The 22,794-nt window shown below is 73.5% G+C and carries 17 protein-coding genes and 3 pseudogenes; 14 read left to right on the top strand and 6 right to left on the bottom strand.

Features of this window, described 5'->3' with window-relative positions:
* The first annotated feature begins 10 nt into the window (after positions 1 to 10).
* The 5 genes from pcaH (at position 11) to CHR28_RS13080 (ending at position 4,662) form a co-directional block, all read left to right on the top strand.
* Positions 11 to 784: a protocatechuate 3,4-dioxygenase subunit beta gene (gene pcaH, locus CHR28_RS13100; protein WP_094053753.1), complete on the top strand. Its 774-nt coding sequence runs from the start codon at positions 11 to 13 to the stop codon at positions 782 to 784.
* A 6-nt stretch (positions 785 to 790) separates the two neighbouring features.
* Complete coding sequence (gene pcaG / locus CHR28_RS13095; protein ID WP_094053752.1) at positions 791 to 1,396, top strand: protocatechuate 3,4-dioxygenase subunit alpha; 606 nt, start codon at positions 791 to 793, stop codon at positions 1,394 to 1,396.
* Positions 1,393 to 2,688, top strand: a complete 1,296-nt coding sequence (gene pcaB, locus CHR28_RS13090) for a 3-carboxy-cis,cis-muconate cycloisomerase (protein ID WP_094053751.1) — start codon at positions 1,393 to 1,395, stop codon at positions 2,686 to 2,688. The genes pcaG and pcaB overlap by 4 nt, the downstream gene beginning before the upstream one ends.
* Complete coding sequence (pcaDC, locus tag CHR28_RS13085) at positions 2,685 to 3,806, top strand: bifunctional 3-oxoadipate enol-lactonase/4-carboxymuconolactone decarboxylase PcaDC (RefSeq protein ID WP_094053750.1); 1,122 nt, start codon at positions 2,685 to 2,687, stop codon at positions 3,804 to 3,806. The genes pcaB and pcaDC overlap by 4 nt, the downstream gene beginning before the upstream one ends.
* 64 nt (positions 3,807 to 3,870) lie before the next feature.
* Positions 3,871 to 4,662: an SDR family NAD(P)-dependent oxidoreductase gene (locus tag CHR28_RS13080; RefSeq protein WP_094053749.1), complete on the top strand. Its 792-nt coding sequence runs from the start codon at positions 3,871 to 3,873 to the stop codon at positions 4,660 to 4,662.
* 63 nt (positions 4,663 to 4,725) lie between these two features.
* On the opposite strand, the gene CHR28_RS13075 is transcribed toward CHR28_RS13080, so the two are convergent.
* Positions 4,726 to 7,410 carry an ATP-binding protein gene (locus CHR28_RS13075; protein ID WP_094053748.1) on the bottom strand — a complete coding sequence of 895 codons (2,685 nt, stop codon included), beginning with the start codon at positions 7,408 to 7,410 and terminating at the stop codon, positions 4,726 to 4,728.
* A gap of 596 nt (positions 7,411 to 8,006) precedes the next feature.
* On the opposite strand from CHR28_RS13075, the pseudogene CHR28_RS38305 reads away from it, so the two are divergent.
* A pseudogene (locus CHR28_RS38305) lies at positions 8,007 to 8,144 on the top strand (DUF2510 domain-containing protein); the annotation flags it as partial.
* A 159-nt stretch (positions 8,145 to 8,303) separates the two neighbouring features.
* Positions 8,304 to 9,497, top strand: coding sequence for a hypothetical protein (locus CHR28_RS13065; RefSeq protein ID WP_373453348.1), 1,194 nt, complete (start codon positions 8,304 to 8,306; stop codon positions 9,495 to 9,497).
* Positions 9,498 to 9,653: 156 nt separating this feature from the next.
* On the opposite strand, the gene CHR28_RS13060 is transcribed toward CHR28_RS13065, so the two are convergent.
* Positions 9,654 to 10,262: a TetR/AcrR family transcriptional regulator gene (locus CHR28_RS13060; RefSeq protein WP_094053747.1), complete on the bottom strand. Its 609-nt coding sequence runs from the start codon at positions 10,260 to 10,262 to the stop codon at positions 9,654 to 9,656.
* A gap of 165 nt (positions 10,263 to 10,427) precedes the next feature.
* Between CHR28_RS13060 and CHR28_RS13055 the strand changes: the two genes are divergently transcribed.
* On the top strand, positions 10,428 to 11,231 hold the full coding sequence (locus tag CHR28_RS13055; protein ID WP_094053746.1) for a phosphatase PAP2 family protein: 804 nt from the start codon (positions 10,428 to 10,430) through the stop codon (positions 11,229 to 11,231).
* The gene (locus CHR28_RS13050; protein WP_094053745.1) at positions 11,228 to 12,175 is read left to right on the top strand and encodes a hypothetical protein; all 948 of its coding nucleotides are present in this window, start codon (positions 11,228 to 11,230) and stop codon (positions 12,173 to 12,175) included. Before CHR28_RS13055 ends, CHR28_RS13050 begins: the two co-directional genes overlap by 4 nt.
* Here CHR28_RS13050 and CHR28_RS13045 read toward each other — a convergent pair.
* On the bottom strand, positions 12,165 to 14,216 hold the full coding sequence (locus CHR28_RS13045; protein WP_094053744.1) for a phosphocholine-specific phospholipase C: 2,052 nt from the start codon (positions 14,214 to 14,216) through the stop codon (positions 12,165 to 12,167). The genes CHR28_RS13050 and CHR28_RS13045 overlap by 11 nt on opposite strands.
* Before the next feature lie 168 nt (positions 14,217 to 14,384).
* On the opposite strand from CHR28_RS13045, the pseudogene CHR28_RS13040 reads away from it, so the two are divergent.
* Positions 14,385 to 15,657 (top strand): annotated as a pseudogene (locus CHR28_RS13040) (MFS transporter).
* Here CHR28_RS13040 and CHR28_RS13035 read toward each other — a convergent pair.
* Complete coding sequence (locus CHR28_RS13035) at positions 15,636 to 16,703, bottom strand: hypothetical protein (protein WP_256984235.1); 1,068 nt, start codon at positions 16,701 to 16,703, stop codon at positions 15,636 to 15,638. The pseudogene CHR28_RS13040 and the gene CHR28_RS13035 overlap by 22 nt on opposite strands.
* A gap of 125 nt (positions 16,704 to 16,828) precedes the next feature.
* Positions 16,829 to 17,257 carry a peptidoglycan-binding protein gene (locus CHR28_RS38965; protein ID WP_094053742.1) on the bottom strand — a complete coding sequence of 143 codons (429 nt, stop codon included), beginning with the start codon at positions 17,255 to 17,257 and terminating at the stop codon, positions 16,829 to 16,831.
* A 200-nt stretch (positions 17,258 to 17,457) separates the two neighbouring features.
* Here CHR28_RS38965 and CHR28_RS13025 point away from each other — a divergent pair, with 200 nt between their 5' ends.
* The 4 genes from CHR28_RS13025 to CHR28_RS13010 all read left to right on the top strand — a co-directional run bounded on the left by CHR28_RS13025 (position 17,458) and on the right by CHR28_RS13010 (position 20,614).
* Positions 17,458 to 18,528, top strand: a complete 1,071-nt coding sequence (locus tag CHR28_RS13025) for an aromatic ring-hydroxylating dioxygenase subunit alpha (protein ID WP_179272413.1) — start codon at positions 17,458 to 17,460, stop codon at positions 18,526 to 18,528.
* Positions 18,525 to 18,704, top strand: a complete 180-nt coding sequence (locus CHR28_RS13020; RefSeq protein WP_094053741.1) for a hypothetical protein — start codon at positions 18,525 to 18,527, stop codon at positions 18,702 to 18,704. Before CHR28_RS13025 ends, CHR28_RS13020 begins: the two co-directional genes overlap by 4 nt.
* Positions 18,701 to 19,636, top strand: coding sequence for a PDR/VanB family oxidoreductase (locus tag CHR28_RS13015; protein WP_094053740.1), 936 nt, complete (start codon positions 18,701 to 18,703; stop codon positions 19,634 to 19,636). Before CHR28_RS13020 ends, CHR28_RS13015 begins: the two co-directional genes overlap by 4 nt.
* 246 nt (positions 19,637 to 19,882) lie before the next feature.
* Complete coding sequence (locus tag CHR28_RS13010) at positions 19,883 to 20,614, top strand: ABC transporter ATP-binding protein (RefSeq protein WP_256984234.1); 732 nt, start codon at positions 19,883 to 19,885, stop codon at positions 20,612 to 20,614.
* On the opposite strand, the pseudogene CHR28_RS13005 reads toward CHR28_RS13010, so the two are convergent.
* Positions 20,602 to 22,773: pseudogene (locus CHR28_RS13005) on the bottom strand (discoidin domain-containing protein). The gene CHR28_RS13010 and the pseudogene CHR28_RS13005 sit on opposite strands and share 13 nt — an antisense overlap.
* Between the last annotated feature and the right edge of the window lie 21 nt (positions 22,774 to 22,794).

Here is a 22,794-nt window from a genome sequence, read left to right as displayed (position 1 = left end):
AGGGGGCCTCATGACTCTCACGCAGCACGACATCGACCAGGAGATCGCGGCCGAACGCGCCGCGTACGAGAAGCGGCTCGCCGACGGAGGGCCCGTCGAGCACCAGCCGCGCCGCGACTACGCGCCGTACCGCTCCTCGGTGCTCCGGCACCCCAAGCGGCCGCCCGTCACCATCGACGTGAGCAAGGACCCGGAGCTGGTGGAGCTGACCTCACCGGCCTTCGGGGAACGGGACATCACCGAGACCGACAACGACCTCACCCGGCAGCACCATGGTGAGCCGATCGGTGAGCGCATCACCGTCTCCGGGCGGGTGCTCGACCGGGACGGCCGCCCGGTGCGCGGCCAGCTCGTGGAGATCTGGCAGGCCAACTCGGCCGGCCGCTACGCCCATCAGCGCGAGCAGCACGACGCCCCGCTGGACCCCAACTTCACCGGCGTGGGCCGCACCCTCACCGACGACCGGGGCCGCTACCACTTCACCACCATCCAGCCCGGGCCGTACCCGTGGCGCCAGCACCTCAACGCCTGGCGTCCCGCGCACATCCACTTCTCGGTGTTCGGCACCGCGTTCACCCAGCGGCTGGTGACGCAGATGTACTTCCCTGGCGACCCGCTGTTCCCGTACGACCCGATCATCCAGTCGGTGACGGACGACGCGGCCCGGCAGCGGCTGGTCGCCACGTACGACCACAGCCTGTCGGTGCCGGAGTTCTCGATGGGCTACCACTGGGACATCGTGCTGGACGGCCCGCGGGCCACCTGGCTCGAGGAAGGGCGCTGACCTGCCATGACGAGGATCGACACGAGCCGGCCCGAGACCGTGCTGCCCACCCCTTCGCACACCGTCGGGCCGTTCTACGGCCACGCCCTGCCGTTCCGCGGCGGTGCGGACATCGCACCCGCCGGACACCCGGACACGATCACCGTGCACGGGTACGTCACCGACGGCGCGGGGGCGCCGCTGCCCGACGCGCTGATCGAGGTGTGGGGCCCGGACCCGCGGGGCGACCTGCCCACCGCCGACGGCTCGATGCGGCGTGACCCGGCCTCGGGCGGCTTCCTGGGCCGCAACGGCGTGGAGTTCACCGGCTGGGGACGCAGCCAGACCGACGCGAACGGCCACTGGTACACACGGACCCTGCGGCCCGGAGCGCGCGGCCGGCACGCCCCCTGCCTCAGCGTGTGCGTCTTCGCGCGCGGACTCCTGGTGCACCTGTACACGCGGATCTACCTGCCGGACGACACCGCCGCCCTCGCGGCCGACCCGCTGCTGTCGCGGGTGGAGGAGGGGCGGCGCGACACGCTGATCGCCGCCGGGGAAGACGGCGGCACGTACCGTTTCGACATCCGCCTTCAGGGCGAAGGCGAGACGGTCTTCCTGGAGTTCCAGTGACATCTCCCCCCGGCGATCCCGGACTGCTCGCCCCCGGCTGGGCCGACTCGGCGGCCGCGGCCGCGACCGGCGACGACGCGTATCTGCGGGCCCTGCTCGACGCGGAGGCCGGGCTGACCCGGGCCCAGGCGGCGCTGGGGCTCGCCCCGGCCGAGGCGGCCGAGGCGGTGACCGGGGCGGCCCGCTCCGGCGCCTTCGACGTACGGTCCCTGGCCGCGCGGGCCCGGGCCGGCGGCAACCCGGTCATCCCTCTCGTCGCGGATCTGACGAAAGCCGTCGGCGAACCGTACGGTCCCTACGTCCACCGGGGTGCGACCAGCCAGGACATCCTGGACACGGCGGCCATGCTGGTCGCCGCGCGCACGCTGGAGCTGCTCCTCGCCGACCTCGGCCGTACCGCCGGGGCCCTGGCGCGGCTGGCCGCCGAGCACCGCGACACGGCGCTGCCGGGGCGGACGCTCACCCAGCACGCCGTGCCGACGACGTTCGGCCTCAAGGCCGCCGGCTGGCGCTCGCTGGTACTCGACGCGCGCGACCGGGTGACTGCCGTACGGGCCGCGCTGCCCGTGCAACTCGGCGGGGCAGCAGGGACGTTGGCGGCCTTCGGCGCGTACGGCGCGGCCGATCCGACCGCGCTGCCCGCGGCGTACGCCCGTGAACTCGGCCTGCGAACGCCCGAGTTGCCCTGGCACACCCTGCGCACGCCCGTAGCGGATCTCGCCGGCTGTCTGGCCTTCACCGCGGGCGCCCTCGGCAAGATCGCGGCGGACGTGCTCACGCTGTCGCGCACCGAGATCGCCGAGGTGGCCGAGGGCAGCGGCGGCGGGTCGTCCGCCATGCCGCACAAGGCCAATCCCGTGCGGTCCACTCTCGTCGCCGCCGCCGCGCGGCGGGCGCCGCAGCTCGCGGCCACGCTGTACGGGGCGATGGCGGCGGAGGACGAACGCCCGGCCGGCGCCTGGCACGCCGAGTGGGAGCCGCTGCGGGACCTGCTGCGGCTGGCCGGCGGGGCCGCCCGGGACACCGCCGAGCTGGCGGAGGGACTGCGGGTCAGGCCCGAGGCCATGCGCGCCCACCTGGACCTCACCGGCGGGGCGATCGTCTCCGAGCGGCTCTCCGCCGAACTGGCCCGGGAGCTGGGGCGGTCCCGGGCCAGGGAACTGCTCACCCGGCTGGCCGCGGAGGGCCGTCCGCTCGCCGAGGCGCCGGAGCTCGCGGCCGCCGACCTCGACCCCACGCACTACACCGGCTCCGCCGGAGCCCTCACCGACCGTGCCCTGGAGCGACGTTGACCCTGCTGCATCACCGTGCCGAAGGCCCCTCCTCCGCTCCCCCGCTGCTGCTCGGGCCCTCGCTCGGCACGTCGTACGCCCTGTGGGACCGGGTGGCGCCCGAGCTGTCGGTCACCCACCGCGTGATCCGCTGGGACCTGCCGGGCCACGGCGGTTCGGCGGCCGGTCTCCTGACGGCGGGTGCCACGGTCGGCGACCTGGCCGGCCTGGTGCTGGCCCTCGCCGACGCGCTCGGCGTCGGGCGCTTCGCGTACGCCGGGGTGTCGCTGGGCGGCGCCGTGGGGCTGCACCTCGCCGTGCACCACCCCGAGCGGCTGTCCTCGCTGGCCGTGATCTGCTCGTCGGCGCACTTCAACGGGGCCGGGCCGTGGGAGGAACGGGCCGCGCGGGTGCGGCGGGAGGGGCTGGCCGCACTGGCGGACAACGCCGACGCGCGCTGGTTCACGCCCGGCTTCACCGTGCCGGAGCTCGTGGCGGACCACCGCAGGGCCGACCCGGAGGCGTACGCCGCCTGCTGTGACGCGCTCGCCGCCTTCGACCTGCGGGACCGGCTGCCGGAGATCACCGTGCCGACCCTGCTGGTCGCCGGGCGCGAGGATCCGGCGACACCGCCCGCCCATCTGCGGGAGATCGCCGACGCGGTGCCGGGCGCGGCGCTGGTGGAGATCCCGGGCGCCTCGCACCTGGCGCCCGCACAGTGCCCCGAGGCCGTGCTGGCCGCGCTGCGCTCCCACTTCGGCCGGCTGCCCGGGCGGGGGATGGAGGTGCGGCGCGAGGTGCTCGGCGACGCGCACGTGGACCGGGCGCAGGAGCGGCAGACGCCCTTCACCGCGCGGTTCCAGGACTTCATCTCCCGCTACGCCTGGGGCGAGATCTGGACCGACCCGACGCTGTCGCGCCGTGAGCGCAGCATGATCACCCTCACCGCGCTGGTCGCGCACGGCCACCACGACGAGCTGGCCATGCATGTCCGGGCGGCCCGCCGCAACGGGCTCACCCCCGAGGAGATCGGCGCCGTGCTGCTGCAGACGGCAGTGTACTGCGGTGTGCCGGCGGCGAACGCGGCGTTCGCGACGGCCCGGCGGGTGCTGGCGGAGGAGGACGGCACGGGAGGGTGACCCTGCCGGTCGTACGCACGGCAGCAGCTCGCCCGGGCCCCACCGGCGTGCCTACGGTGGGGGCATGTCCACCCTCCTGATCACCGGCGCCACCTCCGGGCTCGGCCGGTACGCCGCCTTCGAACTGGTCCGCGCCGGGCACGTCGTCCTCGTCCATGGCCGGGACGCGGAGCGCACCGAGCGGCTGGCCGCTGAGCTGCGCACCGAGGGGGACGCCGAGGCGTTCGTCGCGGACCTGGCCTCCCTGGCGCAGGTGCGCGAGCTCGCCGCGCACGTCGCCGACGCGCATCCCGAACTCGACGTGCTGGTCAACAACGCGGGCGTGGGCTTCGGACCGCCCGGTGCGGGCCGGGAGCTCAGCGCCGACGGGCACGAACTGCGGCTCGCGGTGAACTACCTCGCGCCGGTCGTGCTGACCCGGGCGCTGCTGCCCGTGCTGCGGGCGAACGCCCCGGCCCGGATCGTCAACGTCGGCTCGGCCGGCCAGGAACCGCTCGTCTTCGAGGACCCCGAGTTCGGCCGCGGCTACGACGGCACCGCGGCGTACCGGCGCAGCAAGTTCGCGCTCGCCGCGTACACCTTCGCCCTCGCCGAGGAGCTGGCGGGCACCGGTGTGACGGTGAACGTGCTGCACCCGGCGACCTTCATGGACACCGCGATGGTCCGCGAGGCGGACGTCACGCCCTGGAACACCGTCGCCGACGGGGCGGCCGCCGTGCTGGCCCTGGCCACACGGGACGCGGGCACCGGCCGGTACTTCGACGGGACGCGGCCGGCCCGCGCCCATGAGGCGGCGTACGACCCGGCGGTGCGGGCCCGACTGGCCGCCGTGACGGACCAGCTGGTCCGCGCCTGAGGGGTTCCGCATCCGAGGAGGGGGCGGGCCAGTTGGTCCGCACCCGGGGACGGGTACGGGCGCTCAACGCAGGCCGGCGCCCGTCGCCAGTTCCGCGCGCGCCCGGGCCGCCAGTCCGTCCGCGCCGCACGAGACGGCCAGGTCGAGGCCCCGCCGGAGGTCGGCAGCCGAGCGGGCGGCGATGCCGTACTCGATGCGGGCCGCCGCGTGCTCGTACTGGCAGGGCGAGGCCTCCAGGTAGGTGACGGCCCGGGCGAGGAGCTTGACGGCGCGCTGGCCGGTCTCCAGGGCGGCGGCGCAGCGCAGGGCCTCCCCTATGGCGGTGTCCGTGCCGAAGCGCTCGGCCTGGCGGCGGACGTCGACGGCGAGCCGGGCGGCACGGGCCGGATCCTCGGTGCTCAGGGCGCGGGCGAGGTCCGTGGCCCACGGGACGAGCACCGGGTTGTGGTGGCCGCGGGCCGCCGCGGCCTTCTCGGCGGCCTCCAGTTCGTTGATGCCGTCCTTGGTGCGGCCGACGGCCAGCAGCAGCCGGCCGCGCACCGACCGCGGGTCGGGCAGGACGATCGTGGAGGGGTAGGGCGGGGCGAATCCGTACCGCTCGGCGACGTCCCAGGCCTCCTCGACCCGGCCGCGGGCCAGCAGCGTGTCGACCAGGTTGCAGGTCGCGGACCAGTACAGCGGCAGGCCGCGGCCGACCCGCTCGGCGAGGCGCAGCGACTCGCGCAGGGACGACTCGGCCTCCTTCAGACGGCCGCGCCTGCGGTGGCCGAGTCCGACGTAGGCGTGGGCCAGGGCGAGGTGGCCGCCGCTCCAGCCGGCCGACTCGTACGCGCGCAGCGCCTCGCTGTAGAGGGTCTCCGCCCGGTCGAGGCGGTCGGTGAACGCGTAGGCGTTGGCCAGCATCAGCAGCAGTTCGATGCCCCACTCGGTGTCGGTCCAGCCGAGCCCGGGCGCCAGCCGGCCGTTGACGAGGGCGCGGTCGCACAGCTCGGCGACCTCCTCGGCGTTCTCGCCGTGCATCAGGGCGTCGAAGCCGCGCAGGATGAGCAGCGCGCGTTCGGAGTTGTCCCGGCCGCTGCAGGTGCTCGCGAGGTCGGCGAGGCGCTCGGAGCGGCCGGGCGCGGTGGTCTCGCCGGCGTGGATGCCCTCCCACATGAAGTGGACGGCCTGGAGCCGCATCCGGGCGGGCCCGGGGCCGAGCCGGGCGGCCTCCGCCTCGACCGTGCGGACCGCCTCCTCCAGCTGGTCGTTGTGCAGGAGCGCCTGGGAGAGCCGGAAGACGGCGTCCACCCGCTGGTCGCCCTCGAGTCCGGGCATGGACAGCGCGGTGCGCAGATGGCTGATCGTGCGGGCGGGTGCGGTGAGGAACGTGGCCTCGGCCAGTTCGTAGAGCACGTGCGGGTGGGACTCGGGCCGGGGCGGTTCCTCCAGGGCGCGTTCCAGGCAGCGGCGGGCGGCGTCGGGGGCGCCGACCGCGAGGTGCTCGCGGGCCGCCTCGCGCAACTGCCCGACGAGTTCCTCGTCGTCGTCCGGGTGGACCTCCAGCAGGTGCCGGGCGGCGGCCGCGGCGCCGTGTCCCTCGTCGGTGACGATACGGGCGGCGATGCCGTGCATCGCGGTGCGCAGGGCGTCGGGGATGGAGTTGTAGACCGCGGTGGCGATGAGCGGGTGGACGAACTCCAGGTCGCCCTCGGCGCCGCGGCCGGTGGCGGGATCCGGCGCGGTGAGGATGCGGGCGGTGCGCAGCAGTTCGGCGCAGCGGCGGGCGTCCTCGAGCTTGAGGGTGGCGAGTTTGGCGACCAGGCCGACGGAGATGCCGGTGCCGAGGATGGCGGCGGCCCACGCGAACCGGGTGGCGTCTATGCCGAGTTGCTCCAGGCGGGCGACGAGGCCGCCGCCGCGTGCCGAGCGGTTCAGCTCGCGCAGCTCGCCGGCGCGGGCCTCGACCGGTTCAAGTTCGCTGTCCTGCACCCGGGCGAGGAGTTCGACGGTCTCGTAGGGGTTGCCGGCGGTGACGGCCCAGACCTCGCGGCAGAACGCGGCGTCCGCGTGCCGGCCGAGGGTGGCGCGGGTGAGTCCGGCCGTCGCCTCCGGGGTGAGGGCGCTCAGCGTCGTGACGGGGCCGTCGGCGGCGGCCGCGACAGTGTCGAGGTGACGGGCGCCGGCGCCGGAGAGGTCGCCCGGGCGGCGGGCGACCACGACCAGCACGGACATCTCGTCGAGGCGTTCGGCCAGCGCGGCCAGCCAGTGCAGGGTCTCCTGGTCGGCCCAGTGGGCGTCGTCGATCAGCAGCACCAGCGGCCAGTCCCGGCGGGAGAGCCGGCGCACGGCCGCGACCAGGCCGTCGCACACGCCCTGCGGGTCGGCCTGCCGGTCGCCGGGGTCCGCTATGCCGAGGGCGGGTCCGGCGATGTCGTACCAGTCGCCGAGGTACTCGCGGGCCTCCTCCGGCAGCATCGACACCAGGGCCGGCTGCAGCAACTGCCGTACCACGTTGAAGGGGACCGACTTGAGGGTCTCGCCGCCGCGGGCCGACCAGACCGTGCAGCCGCGCGCCTCCGCGATGCGGCGGGTTTCGGCCAGCAGCGCGGTCTTGCCGAGTCCGGCCTCGCCGCAGAAGACCAGCAGTCCGCCGGTCGAGGAGCGGTCGGCGCACAGGCTGTCCACCGCCCGTGCGACGGCGGCGACTTCCTCGTCGCGCTCCCACAGGGAAGCCGAGGCGGCGGCCGTGGGCCGTACCTCCGTCATCCCGCTACCTCCCCAAGTCGCCCGAACGACGTACAGACGTCGAGCGTAGCCGTCCTCTTGCCCGAGTGGAGGACGGTCGGGGCACCTGTTGCCGTGACGGGTGACACGGGGTGCCCCCGGGCGACGCACCCGGGCCACCACCAGCCGACTTTGCGTCAACACCGTGCAATTGCAAGTGAGCTGACGTTCAGTCATACAACGGGGGTGTACCCGCTCGATGGGGTGGGCCCAGTGATCCGGCGCGCAGCGAGCGGACTGCTGCGGCTGCTACGGCTATTTCGCAACGATCACCGCAGCGAGGTTCAGCACGCCGGAACGCGGCGGCGAGATCAAGGAACTGATGCGGGCGCACGCCTCGTTCGCGCTCGCGTTCTTCCGCCGCCCCACCGAAGCGAAACATTTCGGCCGTCTCGGCGGGGTGGTGTGTGCGGCGGGCCGGCGCGGGCACGGCCGGGCGGACGCGATGCCGGCGTTGTCCGCCCCGCCGGGCCGGTGTACCTGATCCTCGCGGCCCGCCGAGGGCGGAGTGGGCGAGTGCGGGGGGCGGTGTCCGTGGTGCTGGGCTCGCCGATGGCAGTGCGGCCGGGGGTGCCGGAATGATTGGGTCCGGGTCCTCTCATGCCTCTTTCACCGACGCCTCATACGGTGGGGGCATGACGCGCGAGACTCCTGCCGGGTGGTACCCGGACCCCGGACAGACAGCGGACGGCCCCGCCACCGAGCGCTGGTGGGACGGCAAGGCCTGGACGCCCTACATCCGCCCGAAGGAGCACCCGGGGGCCGAGGGCCCCGGCCCGGCCGGGAACGAGACCGCGGCTGCGGCCGACGGCGACCCGGGCCGTGCGGGCGAGCCCCGCGATGCGGCGGACGCGATATCGACGCCGGATACGCCTGTGGACGAGACCCGAGCGGCGGCGCCCGCCGACGGGACGCCGAGCCCGGCACCGGCACCAGGCCCGGCATCGGCAGCGGGCCCGGCATCGGCAGCGGGCCAGTCGCCGGAAGGCGAACCGGACGCGGCAGCAAACGCCGTCCCGGATGGCCACCCCACCCCCGCCCCTGCCCCGGACGCCCACCCCGCCCCGGCGGGTCAACCGGCCCCGGGAGCCCACCCGGAAGCCGGGGCTCATCCGGAGGCCGGGACTCACCCGGAGGCCGGGACTCACCCGGAGGCCGGGACTCATCCGGAAGCAGCAACGCACCCCGAGGCCACGGCTCACCCGTATCCGCCCGGCGTTCCCGCCCATCCCGGATATTCCGCTGCTCCCGGATACCCCAGCGCTGCCGGATACCCCACCCCTCCCGGCTACCCTGCCGCTCCCCCACGCTCCTCCCGGTCCCGGCGGCTGCGGGCCGGGATTGCTGTCGGGGCCGCTGTCGTCGTGCTCGCCGGCATCGGGGTGGGCGTGTACGCCCTGGCGGACGACGGCGGCGGCGGTTCCGCCACGTCCCAGGCGCCTGGGGGCCCGGGCGGGCCGTTCGGTGGAGACGGCGGGTCCGGCGGGTCCGGCGGCGGGGGGCAGAGTCCGGGGCCCGATCGGTCCGAGTCGCCGAAGATCAGGAGCGGCTCGGTGACCGACCCGGTCAGCGGGATCAGTCTGCCCATCCCCGAGGGGTGGTACGGGCAGCAGGGCCAGGCCGGTGCGCAGGTGACGTCCGAGGAGTCCTACAAGTGCCCCGGCGACACCGCCGCCACGTGCACCGAGGGCGGTGCCTACTCCGCCCCCGCCCTGGCCCTCGGCACCAAGGGCGACACCCCCGAGGAGATCGCCAAGGCGGACATCGCGGCGAACGCCGAGGAGTCCTACGGCGGCAAGTCCTACGGCGGCATCACCTCCCACGACGTGCTGGCCTCCGAGGCCGTGACCGTCGCCGGCCAGAAGGGCTACCTGGTCCGCTGGAAGGCCGTCACGAGCAAGGGCGCCGACGGCATCGTCGAGTCGCTCGCGTTCCCCTCCCCCGCGAACGCGAAGCTGATGGTCGTCGTCCGGTTCGGCGTCGACGCCGACCAGAAGGAGTCCGTGCTGGACGAGATCACCCGCGGCATCAAGGTGTCGACGGGCCGCGGCAACGGCCAGGACGTCTGACCCGGCGCCCCGCCGCCGGACACCCGTCGGCCGAGTGGGGCGCCCCCGCCGCTCACAGGGGCACCCCACCCGGCCGGGGGGTGCGCGCCGCCCCCGTCCCCACGGGTCGGCGCGGTCGGGTCGCCGTCCGGTCATCCGTGGACGGCGGCCCGGGTCTCAGGTCAGGCCCAGTGCCGGAAGCACCGCGGCCTCCACGAACCGCACGAGGTAGTCGGGGTCGGCGGGCCGGCCCTCCAGGACGGGCCGCAGCCGCAGCACGCCCAGCATCTGCGCCGGGAGGTACGGCAGCGCCGGGTGGTCGGCCGGCACCTCCCCGCGCTCGACCGCGCGCCGCACGATCTCCTTCAGCGCCGCGATCTCCGGTTCCACCACCGCCTCGCGCAGCGCGCACTGCAGCTCCGGGTCCTGCGTGGCGGCGTGGGCGAGCGCGTGCAGGAGCTTGGTGTCGCGGCCGGACAGATCGCCGAGCGCCCGGGCGGCCTCCCGCAGGTCCCCGGCGAGCGAGCCGGTGTCGACGCAGCGCGTGCGCCGGTGGGACCGCAGCGCCGCCGCGACGAACTGCGGCTTGGTCTTCCACTGGCGGTACAGCGTGGACTTGCTGCAGCGGGTGCTGGCGGCGATCCCCTCCATCGTCAGGGCGTCGTACCCGCACTCGCGGAGCTGTTCCAGCACGGCGTCGAAGAACTCCTGCTCACGCTCCGGCGTGATCTTGGAGCGGCGCGAGGTGCCGACCTGCTCGGGTCGGTCCGCAGCCTGCGACGTCATGGCGTGTGCTCCCGCTCTCCTCGGCGGCCGGAGCATGCCCGGCCGGTGCTGTGTCGAACGTCTATCGAGACACCAGTGTACCGGTACGCGAGCGTATCGGTACACTGGCGTATCGGTACGCACTCGTACCGATAACAGCACCACCGTCATCGAAGGGGCCGGGGGATGAATGCCCGCACCGAGCCTGCGCCGGCGGGGTCCGACGCGATAGCGCGACCGCCGCTCTTCCGGGAGCTCCTGCTCGTCGCAGGGCTCTTCCTCGTCTACAAGTTCGGCCGGCAGCTGGCCACGGGCCACACCGGCGAGGCGTTCGGCAACGCGCACCGCGTGTGGGACCTCGAGCGCGCGGTGCGGCTGCCCGGCGAGACGGCGGTGCAGTCCCTGCTGCTGAACGGCGACGCTCCCGCGCAGCTGGCCAACACGTACTACGCGGCGGTCCACTTCCCGGCCACCGCCGCCTTCCTGGTCTGGCTGTACCTGCGCCGCCCGGCCCACTACGTGTGGGCCCGCCGGGTGCTGGCCGCGGTGACCGCCGCCGCCCTGGTGCTGCACCTGCTGTTCCCGCTCGCCCCGCCGCGGATGCTCGCCGCGACCGGTCTCGTGGACACCGCGCGGCTGTACGGGCCGTCGGTGTACGGCGACCCGGCGACCGACTCCCTGTCGAACCAGTTCGCGGCGATGCCCTCGCTGCACTTCGGCTGGGCGCTGATGGTGGCGATCGGGCTGATCGCCGCGACCCGCTCGCGGTGGCGGTGGCTGTGGCTGCTGCACCCATTGCTGACCCTGCTGGTGATCGTCGGCACCGCGAACCACTACTGGCTCGACGCGATCGTGGCGGCGGCCCTGCTGGGCCTGGCGCTTACGGCCCTGCACCTGCCGCACCGCACGGCGACCACCGCCGGGCGCCCGCGGGGTGGTCCCGTGCCCGCGCAGCGGGACGAGCACGCACTGGTCGGAGCGGGCCGGTGAACGCCGTGCCGGTCGCCGTCGCCCTGTCCCTCGTCTCCGCCGTGGCCTACGCGGCAGCCGCCGTCGCCCAGGAGCGGCTGGCCGCCCGCTCCCCCGGCGCGGGCGCGCTGCGGCTGCTCGGCAGCGGCGCCTGGTGGTGGTCGGTCGGGCTGAACGCGGCGGCCGCGCTGCTGCACGTGGTGGCCTTGCGGTACGGCCCGCTGACGGTGGTGCAGCCGCTCGGCGCGCTCACCCTGGTCGCGGCGGTGCCGCTGGGGGCGCGGATGGCGGGACGGCGGGTGAGCGCGGTCGAGTGGAGGGGCACCGCGCTGACCCTGCTGGGCCTGGGCGCCGTCCTGGTCACGGCGTCCGGCCCGGCGCCCGACGACGTGCTGAGCGTGCCCGAGGCGCTGGCGGTGGCGGGGGCCACGGCCGCTGTCATCGGGGTGCTGTCCCGGCCGGGCGCCCGGCCCGGACTGCGGCACGCGACCGCGTCGGGGGTCGCTTCCGGGGTCGCCTCGGCCCTCACCCAGACCGTGACGGTGGCCGCGACGGACCGGACGGGTCCGGTGCTGAGCCTCCAGGTGGTCGGGGTGGCGCTGCTGGTGGCGGCGTTCGCGGCCGGCGGGCTGCTGCTGTCGCAGACGGCCTACCGGGGCGGCCTGGGCGGTCCGCTGGCCATGGTGACCCTGGCCAATCCGCTGGCCGCCGCGGTGATCGGCCTGTCGCTGCTCGGCGAGCGGCTCCAGGGCGGCCCGGGGGGCGTGCTGCTCGCGCTCGCGGGGGCCGGCCTGGCCTCCTGGGGCGTGATCCTGCTCAGCAGGTCGGCGCCGCGGGAGGAACCGGTGGACGACGGCCATCCGGTGGCCGCCGTCCTGGCGCTGGAGCCGGGTCCGGCCGCGGCCGGAGCGGCGTGGGTGCCCCGGCCGCACGAACCGGGGCACCTCACCACGGCTACGCGGTGACGATCGCCGGGTCGCTCACGCCCGGCTGCCCGTTCTCGACGTGCCCCGCGAACCGCCGCAGGAAGGCCTTGTCGCCCTCGGCGGTGACGGTCAGGTCGTACCAGCGGCGGCTCCTGGTGAGGTCGACGGTCCGCCGCACGGTCGCGCCGGGGCGGACGGTGACGGCCGAGGGCTTGCCACCGTAGCCGTCGGCGATGCGCAGCCGGGCCGTGCCGGAGCCCTTGTTGGTGAAGGTCAGCTCGATGTCGTCGCCCCGGTGACGGGCGGTGACCTCGCAGCCGGCCGCCTTGTTCGAGCCCTTGAAGACGCGCACGAAGCCGTTCGGGCCGTGCACGGTCAGGTCGTAGGAGCCTGCGGAGTAGGCCGAGTTCCAGGTGTCCCGGAGCGTCTTGCCGGCCTCGGTGGTGTACGTCCAGGGGCCGTCGGTGCGGTTGCCGGAGGTGACGTGGAAGGCGCCGCCCGCCTTGGGCCCGGAGGCGAAGGCGAGGGTGAGCTTCCCGGCCGCCGCGTCGACCGAGGCGTCGACGTGCGGGGCGTACTTCAGCGGCCGGGAGCGGCGCAGTCCGCGCTCCTGCCGGGGCATGCGCGGGTCGGCGGGCGGGGTGGGCCTGTAGTCGGGGTGGCGTTCGCGGTCCTGGGGTTCGTACGCGTCGGTGCCGGGCAGCGGGGCGGGGCGCGCGTCCTTGCGGGAGAAGTCGAACGCGGCCGTCAGGTCACCGCAGATCGCGCGGCGCCACGGCGAGATGTTCGTCTCGCGCACCCCGAAGCGGCGCTCCATGAACTGCAGGATCGAGGTGTGGTCGAGGGTCTCGGAGCAGACGTAGCCGCCCTTGCTCCAGGGCGAGACGACCAGCATCGGCACCCGCGGGCCCAGACCGTAGGGGCCGGCCGTCTTGCGGCCGTCGCCCGGGAAGAGGTCGGGGGTGACGTCGACGGTGGACAGGCCGCGTGAGGCGTCCTTGGGCGGCAGCGGCGGCACGACGTGGTCGAAGAAGCCGTCGTTCTCGTCGTAGGTGATGAACAGGGCCGTCTTCGACCAGACCTCGGGGTTGGAGGTGAGGGCGTCCAGGACCTGGGCGATGTACCAGGCGCCGTAGTTCGAGGGCCAGTTGGAGTGCTCGGAGAAGGCCTCGGGGGCGGCGATCCAGGAGATCTGGGGCAGCTTGCCCGCCTTGACGTCGGCCCTGAGCCGGTCGAAGTAGCCGTCGCCGTTCTTGACGTCGGTGCCGGTGCGGGCCTTGTCGTACCAGGGGTCGCCGGGCCGGGCGTTGCGGTATTTGTCGAAGTACAGCAGGGAGTTGTCGCCGTAGTTGCCGCGGTAGGCGTCCTGGATCCAGCCCCAGGAGCCGGCCGCGTCCAGGCCGTCGCCGATGTCCTGGTAGACCTTCCAGGAGATGCCGGCCTGCTCCAGGCGCTCGGGGTAGGTCGTCCAGCCGTAGCCGAGTTCGGCGTTGTCCAGGACGGGTCCGCCGCCGCTGCCGTCGTTGCCCGTGTATCCGGACCACATGTAGTAGCGGTTCGGGTCGGTGGAGCCGATGAACGAGCAGTGGTAGGCGTCGCAGACGGTGAACGCGTCGGCGAGGGCGAAGTGGAAGGGGATGTCCTCGCGGGTCAGGTACGCCATGGTCGTGGTGCCCTTGGCGGGTACCCACTTGTCGTACCTGCCGCCGTTGTAGGCCTGCTGGCCGTCGGGCCAGGAGTGCGGCAGTCCCTCCAGGAACTGCATGCCGAGGTCGTCGGCGTCCGGGTGGAACGGCAGGAGTTCCTTGCCGTCCTTCTCCTGGTGCCAGACCGGTTTGCCGTTGGGCAGGGTGACCGGGTGGGGGTCGCCGAAGCCGCGGACGCCTCTCAGGGTGCCGAAGTAGTGGTCGAAGGAACGGTTCTCCTGCATCAGGACGACGATGTGCTCGACGTCCTCGATCGACCCGGTGCGGTGGTTGGCCGGCAGGGCGGCGGCGCGCTGGATGCTGGCGGACAGGGCGCTGAAGGCCGTGGTGGCACCCGCGAGTTGGAGAAAGCGGCGCCGGTTGACTTCGGACATGTAGGACAGACCTCTCATCCTGAGGTACGGGACGACCGGAACGTGACGGAATCTGCGCGGAAGGAGTGTTTCAGGGACACCAAACGCCAAGGAAGGGGCGCGTGACAGGGGTGTGAAAGTCGCCGGTACGGAGGGTGCTGCGGTGCGCTCGCGGGGAGGGTCCGGGACGTGACAGAGACGCAGACGACTTCCCCGCCGACGCAACGGCCCGTTCGCCAGCTCCTCGCCGCCTCCGTGGGCAACGCGGTGGAGTGGTACGACTGGTACGCCTACACGTTTCTGGCCACGTACATCGCCGCCCAGGTCTTCCGACGACTCGCTGGTGCCGCTGCTGTCCACGTTCGCGGTGTTCGCGGTCGGGTTCTTCGTGCGGCCGGTCGGCGGGCTGCTGATGGGCGCGGTCGCGGACCGGCACGGGCGGCGGGCCGCGCTGACGGTCACCATCCTGCTCATGGGCGGCAGCAGCCTGCTGGTCGGGCTGACCCCGACCTACGCGGCGGCGGGCGTACTGGCGCCGGTGCTCCTCGTCCTCGCGCGGCTGCTCCAAGGCCTGTCCGTGGGCGGCGAGTTCGCGGCTTCGACGACCTTCCTCGTCGAGTCGGCGGGGCCCGGCCGGCGCGGGCTGTTCTCCAGCTTCCAGTACGTGTCCACCACCGTGGGCCAGCTGGTCGCCTCCGGCGTCGCGACCCTCCTGGTGGGCTCGCTGAGCGACGGGCAGATGAACGGCTGGGGCTGGCGGGTGCCGTTCATGCTCGGGGCCGTGCTGAGCCTGGTGGGTTTCTGGATCCGGCGGGGAGCGCAGGAGACCCGCAGCGCCGAACAGCGCGAGGCCCCGCGCCCGGGTCTGTTCGAGGCGTTGCGCCGGCATCCGCGCGAGTCGCTGCTGATCGGCGGTATCACGGCGGGCGGCACCATCGCGTACTACACGTGGACGTCGTACCTGCCGACGTACGCCGAACTCAACGCGGGGATCGACAAGTCGGACGCTCTCCTGGCGGGCACGCTCTCACTGGCCTTCTTCGCGCTGCTGCAACCCCTCGGCGGCCTGCTGTCGGACCGGATCGGCCGCCGCCCCCTGCTGCTCTTCTTCGGCCTGGGCTTCGCCCTGCTCACGGTGCCGCTGCTGCACACCCTGCGCGACTCGTTCGCGGTGCTGCTGCTGGTGCAGTGCGCGGGCATGGTCCTGCTGACCGGCTTCACGTCGATCAGCGCGGCCGTGAACGCGGAGATCTTCCCGCCCCGGGTCCGCGCGGCCGGCATCGGCTTCCCCTACTCCCTCACCGTCGCGCTCTTCGGCGGGACGGCCCCGTACGTCGGCACCCTGTTCAAGGACCAGGGGCACGCGGGGCTGTTCCCCTGGTACGTGGCGGTGATCTGCCTGGTGTCGTCGGTGGTGTACCTGCGGTTGCCGGAGACGGCTCACGCGCCGCTGCGGCGCTGAGGGGACGCCCCGTCGGGGACCGGTTCGCCGTCCCCGCCGCCCGCGCCGGTGCTCGCGTCCGGCTCCTCGTGCGGCCCGGCACCGTCGCGGTGCACCGGCGGCGCGGACACTGTGCCGTCCCCGATCGTGCCGCCCTCCCTCACCGCGGCCCGCTCGGGGTCCACCACGGCGTCGGTCGTCCGGCCGACCTCGGACAGCGTCATCTGGGCGCGGTCGTCGACCAGCCGGGTCACCAGGTGCTGCGCGGCGCCGAACGCCGCGGCCCACCCGAGCACCTGGGCCCTGCTGTCCAGGTCGCTCAGTCCGGGCACGAAGGCGCCCCGGATCAGCAGCAGCCCGAGGAACGCCGACAGGGCTCCGGTGGGGAACTTCAGCACCGCCGAGGCCAGCGGCAGCATGTAGGGCGAGTCGGTGCCCCGGATCCGGCGCAGCGAGGCGATGACGGTGAGGGCGGCTCCGGCCAGCCCGGCGATCTCGATGGTGAGGATGTCCGCGGGCCGGGCCCGGGAGCTGGGGTCCCTCCCGGCCGGCACCTCGTGGTACTCCGCGGTGGGGCACACCACCGTCACCTGGTCCCGCGGGCCGGTCTCCGGCGTGAAGCACAGGCTCAGCGAACCGGGCGAGAACCAGCCGTAGAGGGCGAGTCCGGTCACGCCGAGCAGGACGAGGAAGGTCGCGGTCCACAGGATGTTGCGCAGGCTGCGCACCCGGGCCAGTTCGTCGTCCAGCGCGTTGTACGAGGCGTCGAGCGCCCGGACCATCAGGTCCCGGTCGCCGGGCGTCATCTCGCCGGAGATGACGGCGCGCAGCCTGCGGGCGAGCCGCACCCGCCGGGGATCGTCGGTGTCGAGATGATCCTTGACCAGCGCCATGACCTCACTGGCGCGGCCCGCGGCCTCCTCGTCGGGGACGAGTTGCAGCAGCAGCACCTCGGCGCTGCGGATATTGGACCAGACGCCCTCGCGGGCCGCCGAACCCGACCAGGCACGGCGCCACCCGAAATCCTCGTCCGCGGCGGCGCGGGCCCTTTCCAGATGTCCCCGCATTCCCTCGACGAGAGTTCTGCGGTCCTCCGGGCAGGGCCTGACGCTCTCCCGGTCCAATTGCGCTTCCAGATAGGCGATGCGTGTTCTGGCCCGGGCGCGCCATGCCGTCCGCGGCGGCCGCGCGATCACGCGTAGACGGCGGGCACCCGCAGCTTGTCCCACGACTTCCGGCCCGGTGTGCCGTCGGCGTCATGGCCCTGGAATCCGAGTTTGCGCTGCCAGCGCGCGTACGACTTCCGGTCCGCTTCGCTCCACTGGGAGTCGGGCCCGGCCGCGTACTCCGAGCAGCCCTCCTCGATGAGGCGGTAGCCCATGGCCTCGATGATCGGACTGGTCACCGACGACTGGAAGAAGTCGGCGCCCGGGAACGGCTCGTACGTGCCGTGTGTTCTCGGTGGGGCCACACGGATCCGCTGATCGGGGAAAATGACGTCCGGATCCTCGATCTCCGGATTCCACGCGAGAATCTGCTCCAGCGTCACTCGATGCCGGGCCGCGATCTCGCCAAGAGTGTCTCCACGCTTCACCACATAGAACTCTGCTGTCTTTTCCATACCTCCACGATAAGTAAATGCCGCGCAGTGGAGAAGTGGAGACGGGAAGTGCGGGAGAAGAATATGGTTTCTCCTTCACTTTTTGACACCGCAACGACACGGAATCCGGGGCGGCGCTTCCGCCGGGCGGAAGGACCGTTGCGGGGCCGTGCGGTCCGCGCCGACGATGACGGCACCACCACAGACGGGAGTCAGCGCCCATGCCGCACATGACCGCCTTCGCCAGGAATCAGTGGTACGTCGCCGCCTACAGTCACGAGGTGGGCCGGGAGTTGCTCGGGCGGGCGGTGCTCGGTGAGACGCTCGTGCTGTACCGCAGCGAGGAGGACGGCAGGCCGGTCGTGCTGCACGACCGGTGCGTGCACCGCCGTTACCCGCTGTCGGAGGCGCCGACGCGGCTCGACGGCGACCGGATCGTCTGCGGCTACCACGGCTTCACCTACGACACGACCGGTACGTGCGTGTACGTCCCGGGCCAGAAACGCGTGCCGCGCACCGCCCGGGTCGCCTCCTACCCGGTCGTCGAGCAGGACTCGCTGGTGTGGGTGTGGATCGGCGACCCGGCGCTCGCCGACCCGGGGTCGGTTCCCCGGGCCCGGCACCTGGACGCCCCGGGCTGGGTCACCGTCCGCGGCATGGAGCCCATCGACTGCGACTACGGCCTGCTCGTGGACAACCTCCTCGACCTGTCGCACGAGACGTATCTGCACGGCGGGTACATCGGCACCCCCGAGGTGGCCGAGACGCCCATCACCACGGAGGTCGACGAGGGCGCCGGGATCGTCCGGGTGAGCCGGCACATGGACGACGCCGAGTGCCCGCCGTTCTACGCCCGGTCGACCGGGATCGAGGGCCGGATCACCCGCTGGCAGGACATCGAGTACCACGCGCCCTGCCTGTATCTGCTGCACAGCCGGATCGCCCCGGCCGGGGTGCTGCCCGAGGCCGACGGCAGCGACCCGCACGGCTTCCACACCGAGATCACGTACGCCATCACCCCGTCCGGCGACGGCACGGTGTACGACTTCTGGGCCGTCTCGCGCGACTGGGCGACCGACGACGCCGAGGTGACCGAGTTCCTGCGCGGCAACAACCACACGGTCGTCATGCAGGACGTCACCGCGCTCAACCTCCTGCAGCGCACGCTCGGCACCGAGCGCACCGGCTACCAGGAGCTGAGCATCAACATCGACACCGGCGGTCTGGCCGCCCGCCGCATCCTCGCCCGGCTGGTCGAGGAAGGCGCCAAGCCCGTGGAGCGGGTCCGGTGAGCGGCTCCACGGGCGAGATCTACCGCATCGACTGGCTGCCGGGCACCGACCTGCTGCACGGCACCTGCCACTGCGGGCGCGAGCACACCGCGCAGGACCCGGTCGAGATGTGGGCCTGGATGCTCGCCCACCCCCGGGGGCACACGACCGACGAGCCGCGAGAGGACCGATCGTGAGCGAGGCCGCGTCCCAACTCGTGGTGGCGCAGCGCGAGTTCGCCGCCGAGGGCGTGCTCGCCCTCACCCTGCGCCATCCCCTGGGCGAGCCGCTGCCGGCCTGGGAGCCGGGCGCGCACGTCGACGTCGTGCTCGGGCCCGGCCTGGAGCGGCAGTACTCACTGTGCGGCGATCCGGCGGACCGGTCGGCCTGGCGGATCGCGGTGCTGCGCGAGGCCGCCGGGCGGGGCGGCTCGGCCCATGTGCACGAGCAGGTGCGCGAGGGCGACAAGCTGCGGGTGCGCGACCCGCGGAACGCCTTCCGTCTGGAGCCGGCCCCGGGCTACCGCTTCGTCGCGGGCGGCATCGGCATCACGCCGATCCTGCCGATGCTGGCGGCGGCCGAGGCGGCGGGCACGCCGTGGACGCTGCTGTACGGCGGGCGCACCCGCCGGTCGATGGCCTTCACCGGCGAACTGGCCCGCTACGGCGACCGGGTGACCCTCGCGCCCGAGGACGAGACGGGGCTGCTGGATCTGCCGTCGGTGCTGGACGACGTACCCGAGGGCACCCTCGTCTACTGCTGCGGTCCCGGGCCGCTGCTGGACGCCGTCGAGGCCCGCTGCCCGTCCGGGGTGCTGCGCGTCGAGCGGTTCCGGCCCAAGGAGCGGCGAAGCGGCGGCGACGGCGCCTTCGAGGTGGAGCTGGCGCGCAGCGGCAGGACGCTCACCGTCGCGCCGGACGTGTCCGTCCTGGACGCCGTGCGCGCCGCCGGGGTCGAGGTGCTGTACTCCTGCACGGAGGGCACCTGCGGCACGTGCGAGACGGACGTGCTGGAGGGCGAGCCGGACCACCGGGACTCGGTGCTGACCGATGAGGAGCGCGCGGCGGGCGAGACGATGCTCATCTGCGTGTCCCGCTGTCGCGGCGGGCGGCTGGTGCTCGACCTCTGACCCGAAGGTGCCGCTTTCAACAAGCTTTCACCGCACGTGCGTTGACCATGGCTCCGGGCGGGCTCCAGGTTCCCTCTGAGCACGTCCGTACTGCCTGCGCACAGCCTGTCGGAGCACCTCAGCCGGTCCCACAGGGGGAGCCATGCGTCGTCTGCTCGTCGGCCTCACGGCCCTGTCCGTCCTGGCCGCCGTCACGTACACGGGCTGCGCAAGGTCTATGACGGTTCCGGGCGGCGGACGGAGGCGGTGCGGGACCTGACCTTCTCGGTTCAGGCGGGGGAACTGGTCTGTGTCGTCGGTCCGTCGGGCTGCGGCAAGACGACCCTGCTGAAGTGCGTGGGCGGTCTGCTCGCCCCGACCGCGGGCGAGGTGCGGCTCGCGGGCCGCCCGGTGGACGGACCGCCTCCCGGGATGGCGTTCGTGTTCCAGGAGTACGGCCGCAGCCTGTTCCCCTGGATGCGGGTCGGGCAGAACGTCGAACTGCCCCTGCGGCAGAAGAAGCTGAGCCGGGAGCGGCGCCGCGCGCTGGTCGCGGACGCGCTGGAGTCGGTGGGGCTCGCCGACGCCGCCGGGGCGTACCCGTGGCAGTTGTCGGGCGGGATGCAGCAGCGGGTGGCCATCGCCCGGGCGCTCGCCCACGAGCCCGAGGTGCTGCTGATGGACGAGCCCTTCGCGGCGGTGGACGCCCAGACCCGGGCCGATCTGGAGGACCTGGTACGGCGGCTGTGGCGGGAGCGCGGGGTCACGATCCTGTTCGTCACCCACGACATCGACGAGGCCGTGTACCTGGGTGAGCGGGTGATCGTGCTGTCCGCGTCCCCCACCGTCGTCCAGGAGCAGCTGAAGGTCGATCTGCCGGCCGAGCGGGACCAGGTGCGCACACGGGTGGCCCCGCGCTTCGCCGAGCTGCGGACCCGTGTGTACGAGCAGATCCAGGCGGCCAAGCGCGGGGCGTCCGGGGGCGGTCAGGACAGATAGGCCTCCACTTCGCTGAACTGGGCGGCCGGCCAGCCGGTGTTGGCCGTCACCTGGAGCCGCAGGTGGCGCACACTGGTGCCGTCGGGCAGCGCGATCGTGACCGTGTTGCCGCCGGCCGGGTCGAAGCGGTAGTCCTTCGACGCGACCACCGTCGACCACGCCGAGCCGTCCGCGCTGCCCTGCACGGACAGGGTCTAGGTCCGGGCCTGCCAGGCGCTCTGCGGCGGCAGCTTCAGCACCAGCCGGCGGACCGCCTCCCTGGTGCCGAGGTCGACCGTCAGCGCCTGCGGGAAGGCGTGGTTGGCGGATTCCCAGTAGGTGTTCGCGTCGCCGTCGACCGCCTTGGAGGGGGTGTAGACGTCCTGGGAGCCGGTGGCCGTGGCCGGGCGGCCCTTGGCGAGGTTGCGGCCCGGGTCCGGGTCGGGGTTTCCCTGCCCGGGCTGCGGCCAGGTCGAGCAGTCGGACCAGGTGCTGGTCCAGCCGGAGTTGCCGCCGCCGTCGGTGAGGGTGAAGGTGCCGGAGCCGTTGGGGTAGGGGCAGTTGTAGACGCCCGCGGCGCCGACGCCGGTCGCGGTGACGTTGCGGAAGGTGGCGGCGCCCTGCGTCTCGGCCTGGACGACGACCGTGCCGGTGTCGCGCACGGTCGCGCCGTCGACGGTGATGTTCCGGGCGGCGTACCCGCGTCCGCTGCCGGAGACGAACTCGAAGGCGCTGTACGGGCTGTCGGTGATCGTCGTGTTGGTGATCCGCACCTGGGCCTCGATCGCGCTGTCGTAGGAGTCGACCCGCAGCGCGCCCATCGGGTGGTTCCAGTTGGGGTTCATCGCGCCGGTGCGGACGAGGGTGTTGCCGTCGACGGTGATCGTGCCGGCGAGCGGGTGGAAGGGGTCGAGGAACTTCTGGTTGGAGATCGCGATGCCGCTGCCGAGGGCGTTGGTGTCGGAGACCAGGTTGTTCCTGACGGCGATGTCCGTGCCGCCGTAGATCGCGATGCCGTTGGCGAGGTTGGGCTGGGTGACGGTGTTGTTCTCGAAGCTGCTGTCGACGTCCGGCGCGTTCAGCGACCACATGGCGAGGGCGTCGTCGCCCTGGTTGCGCAGGAAGTTGTGGCGGACGCGGACGCCGCGGGCGTGGCCGTTGAGGTTGAGGCCGTCGGCGGTCATGTCGAGGAAGCGGTTGTTCTCCACGACCAGGTTGTCGTTGGTGCCCGTGAGCCACAGGCCGACCTTGAGGTGCTGCAGCCACATGCCGGAGACGGAGCTGTTCGGCCCGAGCGAGCCGTTGACGAAGTTGTCCGGGCTGGAGTCGACCCGCTCGGTGACCTCGCCGATCACCGCGAAGTCCCGGATGTGGACGTTCCCCGAGGAGCTCGACTGGTCGATGAAGCGGGAGGTGCGCACCACCGAGTGCCAGTGGCCCGCGCCCCGGAGGGTGACGTCCTGGACGCCGTTGAGCGAGGAGGTGAGCCGGTACTCGCCCGGGGGAATCCACACCACCCCGCCCCGCGCGGCGGCGATGGCGTCGCGGAAGGCCTGGGTGGAGTCGCCCTGGCCGCTCGGGTCGGCGCCCCTGGAGGTCACGGAGACCGACCCGGCGGGCTGGGAGGCGGGTCCGGCCGCCTGCTCGAAGTCGGCGACGTCCACGGTGACCTGGACGTTCGTGGCCTGGACGGCGACCTTGTCACCGGCCTGCACGGTCTCCCCGAGCAGCAGGCGGGCGTTGTCGTAGAAGTGGTGCGTCTTGGCGCCGGGGATCCAGGGCGTGTCGACGTAGGAGTACTTCGAGGTCACCGGGATCGTCTTCGCGAGCTTCCGGCCGTTGACGTAGACGTCGAGCGAGCCGGACTGGCCGTCCGGGACGCTGTAGGCGACGGTCACCGCGTTGGCCGCGCGGGGCACGGTGAACTCCACGCGCTGCCCGGGAGCGAGCCGCACGGCCTGGCGTCCGGAGGCCTCGGAGGCGAGGGTGCCCTGGGTGAGGTCGGGGCCGATCCGCGTGCCGGTGCCGCTCGCCGACTCGGCCTCGACCGAGGTGAAGGGGACGGTGGCACCGGCGGCGGCGTGGGCCGGGGCGGGGGCCAGGGCGACCAGGGTGCCGGCCGCCAGCGCCACCGCCGTGGCCAGTACTGGCATGCTCCTGACAGATCTGGGCGTGTGCATGTGCTGATCCCTTCGTGGTGG

Origin of the sequence: Streptomyces sp. XY006, assembly GCF_002237655.1 — a bacterium.
In the GTDB taxonomy this organism is placed as follows: domain Bacteria; phylum Actinomycetota; class Actinomycetes; order Streptomycetales; family Streptomycetaceae; genus Streptomyces; species Streptomyces levis.
The sequence above is the reverse complement of the archived record's forward strand: the minus strand, read 5'-3'. Positions and strand labels throughout refer to the sequence as shown.